The sequence below is a fragment of the Streptomyces hoynatensis genome, assembly GCF_003626535.1.
GTDB classification, from domain to species: Bacteria; Actinomycetota; Actinomycetes; order Streptomycetales; family Streptomycetaceae; genus Streptomyces; species Streptomyces hoynatensis.
This window is the reverse complement of sequence record NZ_RBAL01000012.1, coordinates 44,419-56,610: the sequence shown is the minus strand read 5'-3', so window position 1 is coordinate 56,610 and position 12,192 is coordinate 44,419. Positions and strand designations below refer to the sequence as shown.

Sequence of the window (12,192 nt, the reverse complement as noted above, 5' to 3'; positions counted from 1 at the left end):
GCCGCCCGGTCGGCCGGGCGGCCGGCTCCCCCGGGCGCGGCGCGCGGGTCAGGGGACGTAGCCGAGCCGCTTGTCGACCACGTTGAACAGCGGCTCGCCCGCCTGCCAGCGGTCGAAGTTGTCCTGGAACTGCCGGTCGAGGTCCGCGCGCCAGCCGTGGGTGTCGCCGCTCATGTGCGGGGAGATCAGCAGCCCCGGCGCGTCCCACAGGGGGGAGTCGGGCGGCAGCGGCTCCCGCGCGAAGACGTCGAGCGCCGCGCCGGCCGGCCGCCCCGCGCGCAGCGCGGCGAGCAGGTCCTCCTCCACGACGTGCGGCCCGCGCCCCACGTTGAGGAAACGCGCCGTGGGGCGCATCCGGGCGAAGGCCGCGGCGTCGAACATCCCGGTGGTCTGCGGGGTGAGCGGCGCCGCGCACACCACCCAGTCCGCGTCGCCGAGCAGTTCGTGCAGCGCGGCGCTCGGGTGCACCCGCCCGAACTCCGGGTCGTCGCGCCGCTCGCGCCGCCCCACGAGCGCCACCTCGATGCCGAGCGCGCCGAGCGTGACGCCGATCCGGCGGCCGATCGGCCCCGAGCCCACGACGACGGCCCTGCTGCCCGAGACCCGCACCGTCTCGCGGTGCCGCCAGGTCCGGCGCCGCTGCCACTCCCAACTGCCGGGCAGATCCTTGGCCATGGCGAGGATCAGGCCGGCCACGTACTCCGCGATCGGCCCGTCGAAGACGCCCCTGGCATTGGTGATCACGGTCGGCGAGTCGAGCAGTTCGGGGAAGAGCAGCCGGTCGACCCCGGCGCTTGCCGTGTGCACCCAGCGGGGGCGGGGCCCGGGACCCGGCCAGGCGTGCCGCACCGCGTCCGAGGTGAAGTCCCAGACCAGCAGCACGTCCGCCCACGGCAGGTGGCGGGCCAGGGAGTCCTCGTCGCAGTGCAGGACGCGGGCGCGCCCGGCCAGCCGGGCGAGGCGCGGCGGGGGATCGGCGTCGAGGACGAGGACGCGAGGTTCTGACATGGCGGGAACCGTTTCGAAACGCGAGGCCGTTTTCCTGGCCTGGGTCAAGGATTGACCACGGTAGGAACGGCCCCTACCTTCGTCAACGAAGGCATCTGCTCTTCCCGTGGTTTTCCCGGGTCTTCCTGCGGCTCCGGGGGCTTTTCCCGCAACGTTGGGGACAAGTCCCGGGGCCTTCGGAGGTCTTGGGGAGTCGCGGGCTCCCGGGCACGCCCCGGGGACCTGCACGGCGTGTTCGGTTGTTTTCAGCGTGCCCAACGTGTTCGGCGTGTCCAGCGTGTTCGGTGTTTCGAGCGTTTCCGGTGTTTCGAGCGTTTCCGGTGTGTCCGGTGCGCCGGATGTTTCCGGCGTCTCTCGGCCGTGCCGGCAGTGACCCACGAGTTCCCGCATCGCAGGCCGGGGCCCCGACGGCGCCCCACCGGCCCCCCTCCGTCTTGTGAATGGGGTCCACCATGGATGTCTCCTTCCTCGGCGGCCCGGCTCCGCAGCGCGGTGTCGGCGTCGTCGCCCCCTTCGACTTCGCCCTCGACCGCGAGCTGTGGCGCTGGGTGCCCGACGACGTGTCGCTGCACCTGACGAGAACCCCGTTCGTGCCCGTCGAGGTGAGCCTGGACCTGGCGCGGATGGTCAGCGAGCACGAGACGCTGCGCGAGGCGGTCGGCGCGCTGTGCGCGGTCAGTCCCGAGGTGGTGGCCTACGCCTGCACCTCGGGCAGCTTCGTCAGCGGGGTGGCCGGCGAGCGCGCGATGAGCGCGGCGATGAGCCGGGCGGGCGGCACGGTCGCGCTGACCACCTCCGGGGCGCTGCTGGACGCCCTGCGCGAACTGGGGGCGCGCCGCATCGCCGTGGTGACGCCCTACACGAGGTCCGTGACCGATGCGCTGGAGGAGTACCTGCGGGAGGCGGGCGTGCAGGTCTGCGGCCGCAGCTACCTCGGCCTCACCCGGGAGATCTGGCGGGTCCCCTACCGGGACGTGGTGGACATGGCCAGGGCGGCCGTCGCGGACGGCCCCGAGGCGCTGTTCATCAGCTGCACCAACCTGCCGACCTACGACGTGATCCCGCAGCTTGAGGCCGAGTTGCGGATGCCGGTGATCTCCGCGAACCAGGTCACCATGTGGGCGGCGCTGCGCTCGATCGGCAAGGAGGCCGTCGGGCCCTACCAGGCGCTGCTCGACCCGGCGGCCAGACGCGGCCCCGCGGCGCTGCCGCCGGCCGCCCTGCCCGCTCCCGCGCTGCCGCCGGACACCCCCGTGGTCTCGCTGACGGCCGAGGTGCCGGTCGTGCCCGTGGCCCCGATGCCGGAGACGGTCCCCGGGACAGTCCCCGAGACACTGCCCGAGGCGGTCCAGGAGGCGGTGCCCGAGTTGCAGCCGGGGCCGGTCCTGGCCGAGGCGGCCGAGACGGCCCTTCCCGAGGAGGAACGATGACCGGCACCACGGCGAACCCGTCGCCCGCCGTCGCCCGGGGCGCAGGCCCGGCGGCGCCCGCCGCCGCCCGGGTCGGCTTCCTCTACCCGGGCCACTCGGCCGAGGACGACTTCCCGCGCATGGAGAAGCTGCTGAACGAGGCGGGGGCCGGGGTCGGGCTGCCGCTGGTGCACACCGACATCGGCACCGACGCGCACCGGGTGGACGCGCTCCGGGAGATGGGCTCGGTGGACCGGCTGGTGGCCGTGCTCGGCGAACTGCTCGCGCGGGAGGTGGCCGCGGTGGTCTGGGCCTGCACCAGCGCGAGCTTCGTCTACGGCCACGAGGGGGCGGCCGAGCAGGTGCGGCGGCTGTCCGAGGCGGCCGGGCTGCCCGCGTCGAGCACCTCCTTCGCCTTCGCCCACGCGGTGCGGGAGATCGGGGTCCGCAGGGTGGCGGTGGCCGCCACCTACCCGGAGGACGTCGCGGGCCTGTTCGCCGGCTTCCTGCGGGCGGCGGGCAGCGAGGTGGTGGCGATGCGCGGCAGCGGCATCATCACCGCGGCCGAGGTCGGCACCTGGGGGCGCGCGGAGGTGCGCGCCCTCGCCCTCGCGGGGGACGACCCGGCGGCGGAGGCGGTGCTGCTGCCCGACACCGCGCTGCACACCGCGGCCTGGGTGCCGGAGCTGGAGGAGGCGCTGGGCAAGCCGGTGCTGACGGCGAACCAGGTCACCGCCTGGGAGGGGCTGCGGCTGCTGGGGCAGCCGGTGCCGCCCTGCCCGGCCCTCGGCTCGCTGTTCTCCCGCGCCCCCGCACGGGCCTGATTTTCCCCGCGCGCCGGGCGCCCCGGGCCGGCCGCGCGCCCCCGCCCGCCCGTGCCCGCCGCGTCCGCCCCCGCCGCGTCCCGCCCTCGCCCGCCGCGGCGGGGCGCGCCCGGGTCCGGCCGTGCGCCCTGCCGCCTGGTTCCCCCGCCGCCGCGCGGCCCCCGCACCCTGCCCGTTGCCGCCGGGGCGTGTGCCGTCCCTCGGCCCCGGGCGACGGCCGCCGCTCAGGCCGGGGCGGGGGCGGCGTCCCCGCCCTCGGCGCGCCGGTGGCTGCGGCCGCTGGCGCGGAAGGCGTGCGCCGCGATCCCGTGCTCCTCGGCCACGCGCACGGTCTGTTCCCAGGGCAGCGCCCGCAGGGCGGGGCTGCCGACGGCGAACAGCGGTCCCGAGGTGCGGGCGCCGACCAGCTCGGCCAGCAGCGCGGTGGCCCGTTCGCCGAGGTCCGCCGCCCCCTCGGCGGTGCCGGGTCTTATCCGCCGGGCGGTCAGGTCCACGTCCGGCACCTCAAGCGCCAGCAGGTCGAGGACGCGGACGTCGGTCTCCCACAGCATCAGCCACAGCGCCCGGTGCACGACGGGGATGGAGGCGTCGGCCAGCAGGGCCTCGAAGCGGTCGGCGGAGATGCTTTCAGCCGTGATCGTCATGCCCCGGCAGTATGCTCCGCGGTTCTTGACGCGTACAGACCTTGGCGAGGGTCTGCCAGGGGCCGGCGGGCGGGCCGGGCGCGGGGCGCCGCGCGGCGGGTTCAGCCGCGGGAGGCGGACAGCAGCTCGGCGAGGTGATCGGCCGGCATGGGGCGCGCGTAGTGCCAGCCCTGGCCGGTGTCGCAGCCGATCCGGCGCAGCCGCTCGGCCTGGGCCGGGCCCTCCACGCACTCGGCGGTGACGGTGAGGCCGAGCTTGTGGGCGAGCTGGACGAGCGAGGTGACGATGGTCTCGTCGGCCGGGTTGAGGTGGCGCGCCGTCCTGAAGCCCCGCACGAACGTTCCGTCCAGCTTCAGCGCGCGCACCGGCAGCCTGCTGAGGTAGGCGAGGTTGGAGTAGCCGGTGCCGAAGTCGTCGATCGCGATCCGCACGCCCATGTCGGACAGCGCCTGCAGGGCCTGCAACGGCCGCCCGGCCGAGCCCATCACGGCCGACTCCGTCAGTTCGAGCTGGAGCAGCCCCGAGGGCAGCCCCGAGGCGTCGAGCGCGGTGGCCACGTCGCTGACCAGGTCCGAGTCCCACACCTGCCGCACCGCCACATTGACGCTGACGAACAGCGGCGGGCCCGGCTGGTTCAGCTGCCAGCGCCGCGCCTGGCGGCAGGCCTCGTTCAGCACCCAGCGGCCCAGCGGCACGATCGCGCCGTTCTCCTCGGCGAGGCCGATGAACTTGTCCGGGCCGAGCCGGCCGAACTCCGGGTGCTGCCAGCGCACCAGGGCCTCCGCGCCGCGCACGATGTCGTCGGCGAGCCCGACGATCGGCTGGTACTCCAGGCGGAACTCGCCGCGGTCCACGGCGCGCCGCAGCGTGGAGGTCAGGGACTGGCGGGTCACGCGGCTGGCGTTGCGCTCGGGGTCGAACAGGGTCCAGCGGGCCTTGCCGTCCTCCTTGGCCCAGTAGAGCGTGGTGTCGGCGGCCTGCATCAGCCCGGTCGCCGTGGTGCCTGCCGACTCGCGCTCGACGACGCCGATGCTCGCGGAGACGGCCAGGCGCTGGCCCGCCAGGTCGAAGGGGCGCTGGAGCGCGGTGAGCATCTTCTCGGCCAGGCAGGTGAGTTGCTCGGTGCCGGTGGCGCCCTCGACGAGCACGGCGAACTCGTCCCCGCCCAGCCGCGCCACCAGGTGGCCGCCCGCGCCGCTCGCGCAGTGGGTGAGCCGCTGGGCGGCGGCCCCGAGCAGCTGGTCGCCGACCCGGTGGCCGAGGGTGTCGTTGATCGCCTTGAATCCGTCGAGGTCGAGGTAGCACAGGCCGATCCGGCCGGTCGCCGAGTCCGTGAGCGCGCTGGTGAGCCGCTCGAAGAAGAGAGCCCTGTTGGGCAGCCGCGTCACCGGGTCGTGCATCTGGATGTGGCGCAACTGCTCCTGGAGGTCCCGCTGTTCGCTGATGTCGTGGACGGTCAGCAGCGCCGCGGACTCGCCGGGCCCGGCGCCCTCCTGGCCGGTGGGCAGGACGGTGACCTCGGCCCAGAGCGTGTGGCCGTCGGCGTGCTTGAGGCGGCGGGTGCAGCGCATGCGGTCGCTGCGGCCGCGCAGCACCGCGTGGTAGGAGCCGCGGGTGCGGCCGTCGAGGCCGAGGCCGGTGAGGGCGTCGGCGCGGCGCCCGGCGAGGTCCGCGGGGGCCACGCCCAGCAGGAGGCCGAGGGCGGGGTTGGCGGCGAGGATCTGGCCCGACCTGCCCACGAGTGCCATCGGGAGCTGGGCGATGCGGAACGCGGCCCGGTAGTCGGCGAGAAGGTTACCGTCCGTGAGGGTGGGGGGAGTCGTGCCGAGTCCGCCTCCCGGGTCTTGGCCCGGTCCTTGTGGGGGTCCGTTCACCGCTCGCTCCCGGAGGGCATGGGTCGCCTGTGGATGCCCCCTGTCGGGTTCTTCCCGGCCGCCGCGGGCGCATCCGCGCTGGAAATGTGGCGATCATAGAGGCTGGAGCCGAACCGTAGCCAGTGCCTTGCGGGCCTGTCTCCATCTCTGAAATCTGTGCTTGCGACAGACTTTCGAGCGGCGCGCGGCTGATCCAGGCCCAGCCGATCATTTCTGTTCGGCCTCGTTCTCCTCTCGATCTGCTCTCGATCGAACCCGACCGATGCTTACGTAGGGTCATCGTCGCGCCGGTGACTCGCCCGGCCTACCGCAACAGGGCATGCGGCGGCAAATCAGAACAAAGTGGGCAACGCAAGCGAAAGTGGTGACGGTGATCTCCGGGGCGCCCGGCGCCTCTCGGGCCCTTCCGGGGCCCTTCCGGGGTCTTCCGGGGCCCTTCCGGGGTCTTCCGGGGCCCTTCCGGGGTCCTTCCGGCGGGCGGCCGGTCCCCCCGGCCGTCGCGTGAGTTCCCTCCCGGCGAGTTCCCTCCCGGAGGAGAGGGGAGGTCGATGTGCGCCGCTCCTGCCGACGCCCGGCGGCGGTGCTCACCGTGCTGGCCGCCCTGATGGGCACCGCGTTCGCGGCCGGGCCCGGCACCGGAGCCGTCGCGGAGCAGCTGTGCAGCCTCCCGCGTTCCGGCAGCCACCACTCGGAGGGCGTGGACGGCTGGAACGGCAGCTACCCGCGCCCGATCGGCTCGCTGCGGGCCGTCATGCTCTTCCTCTCCTTCCCCGACGCGGCGCCCCGCGCGGACCCGGAGGACATCGCGGGCGACTACTTCCCCGCCACCGCCGACTTCTTCCGCCGGGCCTCCTACGGCCGCTTCGAGCTGCGGACCAAGGTGGTGCCGCGGTGGGTCACGATGCCCGCCGACTCCACCTCCTACGCGATACGGCGCGACTGGGACCCCGACCGGCGCTCGGCCTACCTGCACGATGCCCTCGACGCCGTCTCCGCCCGGGTCGACCTCGCGGACTTCGACATCGTCTACCTGGTGGCCGACCCCGACGCCCCGGGCGTGGACTCGGACGCGACCAAAGTGGTCAACTTCGAGCGGCCCTTGACCGTCGGGACGGCGAAGATCCGGCGGGTGGTGACCGTCTTCGAACATCGGCCGCCCGACCGCAATGTGCTGGCCCACGAGACGGGGCACGTGTTCGACCTGCCCGACCTCTACCGGCGCCCCGCGGACGGCCTGGGCGACTGGGACACCCATGTGGGGGACTGGGACCTGATGGGCAGCCAGTTCGGCCTCTCGCCCGAGCCCTTCGGCTGGCACAAGTGGCGGCTCGGCTGGCTGGACGCCGGGCACGTCGACTGCGTCCGCGGCCCCGGCACCAGCCTGCACACCCTCCAGCCGCTGGCCGCCCCGCTGGAGGAGGCCGGCCCCGCGGCCGACACCAGGCTGGCCGTGGTCCGCACCGGCCCGGCCGAGGCGCTGGTCGCCGAGGCCCGCACCTCGGCGGGCAACGACGCCACCACCTGCACCCAGGGCGTGCTGCTGTACCGGGTGCGCAGCGACGTGCCCTCGGCGGCCGGGCCCGTCGAGGTGCTCGACGGCCACCCGGGCACCGGCGCCTGCCGCACCGCCTCGGTGCACCCGCGGCTCGCCGACGCCCCGCTGGGCGCCGGGGAGAGCTACCTCGACCCCGCCAGCGGGGTCCGCTTCGAGGTCGGCGAGCGCACCGCAACCGGCGGCTGGGACCTCAAGATCGTCAACCCCGGCTGAGCGGTGCCCCCGCGCGCGGCCCGCCCCGCGCGGCCGCAGGTCAGGGCTCGTCGACCAGGCGCCTGGCCGTGCCGGTGTCCGTCACCAGGGCCGTGAGCCAACGGCCGCGCAGCGCACCGCGGATGGCCTGGTACTTGCCGGGGCCGCCGGCCACCGCGATGCGCCGGGGCACGGTCCGCAGCTGGTCCACGGGAATGCCGACGGTGCGCTCGCCGAGCCCGGCGTCCACGTGCACCCCCATGGCGTCGAAGAAGCGCTGGCAGATGTCGCCGACCGCGCCCAGCGCCCGCAGCCTGGCCAGCTCCTCCTCCGCCACCGCGTTCCCGCTGCGCAGCAGCAGCGGGGAGGGCTCCAGGCTGCCGATGCCCACCAGCACGGCGGTCAGCCGCTGCCAGGCCAGGCCGACGTCGAGGACCGAGGGGTCGCGCAGCAGCGAGAGGCGGGCCTCGGCCGAGCCGACGAGCCCGGGCGCGCGCACGAACAGGGCGGCGGAGCCGGTCAGTTCGGCCAGGCGCGCGGTCAGCCGCGTGGCCTGCACCTGGCTGCGGGCGTCGCCGACGCCGCCCATCAGCTGCACCACGGTGCCCGCGACCTGCCGCCTGAGCGGCAGCATGGCGTCCACGGCGGCCAGCAGCGTCTCGCTCCAGGTGGAGATGCCGATCCGGTCGCCCGGCCGGAAGGCGGTCTCCAGGTAGCCGGCCGCCGTGCTGCCCAGCGCCCGGGTGAGGCTGGGCGGGTCGTCCAGCAGGTCGTCCCCGTCCAGGAGGACCACGTCGGTCAGCCCGTACCGCTCCGCCACCGCGTCCTCCAGCTCGCTGTGGATGCCGGGCGGCGCCACGATGACGGTGCGGACCACGCCGAGTTCGGCCGCCGTGCGCAGGAGGCGCGAGACGCCCGCCTGGTTGAGGCCGAGCAGCTCGGCTATCCGGGTCTGCCGCAGCCCGCGCTCGTGGTACATGCGCGCCACGCGCACGATCTGCCGCAGTTTCGCGACGGAGATGTTGCCGGGAATCTCGGGACGCTCGGACACGTCCCGCACCCTACGGGAGCCGAGGGGGGCGTGGGCCTGCCCGCTCACGGCGCCCGTTCCCGGCCCGGCGCGCCGCCCCGGGCGCGGGCCACCGCCCCGTGCCAGTCGCGCAGCCGCCGCTCCCGCTCGGCCGCGGGCAGCCGGGGCGCGAAGCCGGCCGCGGAGCCGGGGGCGTCCCGCGCCGCGGCCAGCTCGGCGCGGCCGAACAGCCCGAGGGCGCAGCCCGCCAGATGGGCCGCGCCCCGCGCCGAGAGACCGGCGTCCGCGGGGCGGCGCACGGCGCGGCCCGAGAGGTCCGCTTGCAACTGCATCAGCGCGGAGTTGGCCGAGGCGCCGCCGTCGGCCAGGATCACCTCCACCCGCCCGGCCGCCCGGTCCACGGCGGCGACCACGTCTGCCACCTGGAAGGCGATCGACTCCAGTGCGGCCCGGGCGAGTTGGGGCACGCCGGTGCCCAGGGTCAGGCCGCTGAGCAGCCCGGTGGCCGCGCTGTCCCACCAGGGTGCGGCAAGTCCCCCGAAGGCCGGGACCAGGTGCACGCCCTCGGCGTCGGGCGCGGCGCGCTCGGCGAGTTCGGCCTCGCTGAGGCCGAGCACCCCGGCCAGCCAGCGCAGGGTGGCGCCCGAGGAGCGGATGTTGCCCTCCAGGGCGTAGGCGGGCTCCTCCCCGGCGGCCGCGTCGTGCCAGGCCAGGGTCAGGCACAGTTCCCCGCCGGCCCCCGCCCCCTCGCCCGCCGGGGCGCCGGCCAGGCCCATGACGGAGGAGCCGGTGCCGTAGGTGGCCTTGACGGCGCCGGGGGCGAAGGCGCCGTGCCCGAAGAGCGCCGCGTGCGAGTCGCCGAGCACGGCCGCCACCGGCGTGCCGTCCGGCAGCGGCGGCAGCCCCCGCACGGCGGGGAAGGGGCCGGTGGAGGGCAGCACCCGGGGCAGCGCGGCCCGCGGCACCCGGAACAGGCCGAGCAGCTCCTCGTCCCAGTCCCCCGGGCGCAGGCGGAACAGCTGGGTGCGGGAGGCGTTCCCCGCCTCGATCACGTGTGCCGCCCCGCCGCCGAGCCGCCACAGCAGCCAGCTGTCCACGGTGCCCAGGCACAGCTCGCCGCGGCGGGCCCGGTGCCGCCCCGGGTCGTGGGCGTCGAGCAGCCACTGGGCCTTGAGGGCGCTGAACATCGGGTCGAGCGGCAGCCCGGTGCGGGCGCGCACCAGCTCCTGGGCGCCCTCGCGCAGCAGGTCCGCGCAGGCCCGCGCCGTGCGCCGGTCCTGCCAGCCGAGCAGCGGGCCGAGCGGACGGCCGGTGGCGCGTTCCCACAGCAGCATCGACTCCCGCTGGGTGGACAGGCCGAGCCCGGCCACCCGGCGGGGGTCGTGCCCCGCCAGGCAGTCGCGGACGGCCGCGCACACGCTCTGCCACACCTCCTCGGCCGACTGCTCCACCCAGCCGGGCCGCGGGTGCGCGGCGGCCAGCGGCGCCGAAGCGGCGGCCACCGGCTCGCGGGTGGCCGCGTCGAGCAGCACCGCCTTGGTGGCCGAGGTGCCCTGGTCGAGGGCGAGCAGCAGCGGGGCGGCGGCTGCCATGCTCACACCGCCGGGGCCGGGGTGCGTGCGGCGGCCATCGCCAGCACCTCGCGGGCCGCGCGCTTGACGTCCTCGACGCCGAGCCCGAAGTGGTCGAGCAGGAAGGCGGGATCGCCGGTGGGCGCGAAGCCGGAGACGCCGAGCAGCCGCAGCGGCACCGGGTGGCGCTGCCCGGTGAGGGCGGCGACGGCCGCGCCCAGGCCCCCGCTGAGGGTGGCCTCCTCCGCGACCACCAGGGCCCCGGTCTCGGCCGCGGCCCGCAGCACGGCCGCCTCGTCCAGCGGGTGCACGAAGGGGGTGTTCAGCACCCGGGCGGAGATGCCCTCGGCGGCCAGCTCCCCGGCGGCGGCCAGGGCGCGCGGCACCAGGGAGCCGATCGCGAGGATCGTCAGGTCCACGCCCTCGCGCAGCGTCAGCGCGGCGCCCGGCGCGAAGGGCGAGCCGGCGGGCACCACGTCGGGGACCGTGAAGCGGGGGATGCGCAGGTAGCTGGGGCCCTCGGCGGCGTACGCCCAGCGGACGGCGGCCCGGGTCTGCTCCCGGTCGGTGGGCACCACGACGGTGAGGTCGGCGACGGCCCGCAGCCAGGACAGGTCCTCCACCGAGTGGTGGGTGGGGCCCAGCTGCCCGTAGGCCAGTCCCGGGCTGTGCCCGCACAGCACGACCTTGCGGCGGCTGTAGGCGACGTCGGCCTTGATCTGCTCCAGGGCGCGGCCGGTCAGGAAGGGGCCGGCGCCCGAGACGAAGGGCACCATGCCGCCGTTGGCCAGCCCCGCGCCGACGCCCACCATGTTCTGCTCGGCGATGCCCACGTTGATCAGCCGGTCGGGGAACTCCTCGCGGAAGGCCGTCAGGTTGCCCGAGCCGACCGAGTCGTTGCAGACGGCGACCACCCGCGGGTCCTCGCGGGCCAGCGCCGCCAGTTCCTCGGCGAAGACCTGCCTGCAGTCGTGGAGCGTGGGGCCGTTCACCGCGTCGCCTCCTTCAGTTCCGCGCGGGCCAGCGCGACCTGCCCCGCGTCGGGGACCTTGTGGTGCCACTCGGCCCGGTCCTCGGCGAAGGAGAGCCCCTTGCCCTTGACGGTGTCGGCGAGCACCACGACCGGGCGGCCCGCGGCGGCCGGGGCGAAGGCGCCGAGCAGCGCCGCGTGGTCGTGCCCGTCGGCGCGCCGCACCTCCCAGCCGAACGCCTCCCACTTGGCGGCCAGCGGTTCGAGCGCGTTGGTCTCCTCGGTGCGGGCGCCCTGCTGGAGCCGGTTGCGGTCGACGACGGCCGTCAGCGAGGTCAGCCGGTGGTGGCCCGCGGCCATGGCCGCCTCCCAGTTGCTGCCCTCCTGCAACTCCCCGTCGCCGAGGACCACGAAGGTCCGCCAGGGCGCGCCGCGCAGCCGCGCGGCCAGCGCGCAGCCCACGCCGACGGGCAGCCCGTGCCCCAGCGGCCCGGTGTTGCTCTCCACGCCGGGCACCTTGCGCCGGTCGGGGTGGCCGCCCAGCGGGGAGAGCGGGGCCAGGAAGGTCCCCAGCTCGGCGCCGGGGAAGTAGCCGCAGCGCGCCAGCGTGGCGTAGAGGGCGGCGGCGCTGTGCCCCTTGCTGAGGATCAGCCGGTCCCGGCCCGGTGCCTCGGGCCGCTCGGGGTCGAGGTCGAGCACGCCGCCGTAGAGGGTCACCAGGATGTCGGTCACCGACAGGTCGCCGCCGAGGTGACCCATCCGGGCCCCGGCGATCATCTCCACGATCTTCAGGCGGATCTCGGCGGACATCTTCCGCAGCGTCTCACGAGCCCGCTCCGCGTGCCCCGCGCGCACTTCCTGCCGCAGCGCGCGGTAGCGGGCCGCGGCCGGTGGATCGGCGGTCAGCATGGTGAATATCCATTCACGCAAGTAATTTCTATGTAGCCAGATGGTGGAGTACGCCCCCGGCCCAGTCAAGCCGTGCGGCCGGACGGCGACCGGCCCCGGCCCGGCGCCGCAACGACCCATAAATCCTTGGCGTATAGGGCGAATTTCCGGCGGCGCCGACGGGCCGGAGGCACGGCGCGGAACCTCGTGCAGCACCCTTGACGCGC

The 12,192-nt window shown here is 75.6% G+C and carries 10 protein-coding genes; 3 read left to right on the top strand and 7 right to left on the bottom strand.

Features of this window, described 5'->3' with window-relative positions; all coding sequences use genetic code 11:
• Positions 1-48 precede the first annotated feature (48 nt).
• A complete protein-coding gene (locus tag D7294_RS20115; RefSeq protein ID WP_120681759.1) occupies positions 49-1,008 on the bottom strand; it encodes a D-2-hydroxyacid dehydrogenase in 960 nt (319 codons plus the stop codon).
• Positions 1,009-1,460: 452 nt separating this feature from the next.
• Between D7294_RS20115 and D7294_RS20110 the strand changes: the two genes are divergently transcribed.
• Together D7294_RS20110 and D7294_RS20105 are read left to right on the top strand one after the other, a co-directional pair.
• Entirely contained in the window at positions 1,461-2,438 is a 978-nt protein-coding gene (locus D7294_RS20110) for a maleate cis-trans isomerase family protein (RefSeq protein ID WP_158674663.1), read from the top strand.
• Positions 2,435-3,241 carry a maleate cis-trans isomerase family protein gene (locus D7294_RS20105; protein WP_120681757.1) on the top strand — a complete coding sequence of 269 codons (807 nt, stop codon included), beginning with the start codon at positions 2,435-2,437 and terminating at the stop codon, positions 3,239-3,241. The genes D7294_RS20110 and D7294_RS20105 overlap by 4 nt, the downstream gene beginning before the upstream one ends.
• 224 nt (positions 3,242-3,465) lie before the next feature.
• Here D7294_RS20105 and D7294_RS20100 read toward each other — a convergent pair whose 3' ends face one another.
• Positions 3,466-3,885 (bottom strand): site-specific integrase, encoded by a 420-nt coding sequence (locus D7294_RS20100; RefSeq protein WP_120681755.1) that lies wholly within the window; start codon positions 3,883-3,885, stop codon positions 3,466-3,468.
• 101 nt (positions 3,886-3,986) lie between these two features.
• On the bottom strand, positions 3,987-5,759 hold the full coding sequence (locus D7294_RS20095) for a putative bifunctional diguanylate cyclase/phosphodiesterase (protein WP_120681753.1): 1,773 nt from the start codon (positions 5,757-5,759) through the stop codon (positions 3,987-3,989).
• A 604-nt stretch (positions 5,760-6,363) separates the two neighbouring features.
• Between D7294_RS20095 and D7294_RS20090 the strand changes: the two genes are divergently transcribed.
• A complete protein-coding gene (locus D7294_RS20090) occupies positions 6,364-7,527 on the top strand; it encodes a M6 family metalloprotease domain-containing protein (protein ID WP_120681975.1) in 1,164 nt (387 codons plus the stop codon).
• A gap of 40 nt (positions 7,528-7,567) precedes the next feature.
• Here the strand turns inward: D7294_RS20090 and D7294_RS20085 are convergent, their stop codons facing one another.
• From D7294_RS20085 to D7294_RS20070, 4 genes are read right to left on the bottom strand one after another with little or no spacing between them, the layout of a single operon-like run.
• Positions 7,568-8,557, bottom strand: a complete 990-nt coding sequence (locus D7294_RS20085; protein WP_120681973.1) for a sugar-binding transcriptional regulator — start codon at positions 8,555-8,557, stop codon at positions 7,568-7,570.
• A 44-nt stretch (positions 8,558-8,601) separates the two neighbouring features.
• On the bottom strand, positions 8,602-10,128 hold the full coding sequence (locus tag D7294_RS20080; RefSeq protein ID WP_120681751.1) for an FGGY family carbohydrate kinase: 1,527 nt from the start codon (positions 10,126-10,128) through the stop codon (positions 8,602-8,604).
• A 2-nt stretch (positions 10,129-10,130) separates the two neighbouring features.
• Positions 10,131-11,099, bottom strand: a complete 969-nt coding sequence (locus D7294_RS20075) for a transketolase family protein (protein ID WP_174248394.1) — start codon at positions 11,097-11,099, stop codon at positions 10,131-10,133.
• Positions 11,096-12,007 (bottom strand): transketolase, encoded by a 912-nt coding sequence (locus tag D7294_RS20070; RefSeq protein ID WP_241562508.1) that lies wholly within the window; start codon positions 12,005-12,007, stop codon positions 11,096-11,098. Before D7294_RS20070 ends, D7294_RS20075 begins: the two co-directional genes overlap by 4 nt.
• Positions 12,008-12,192 lie beyond the last annotated feature (185 nt).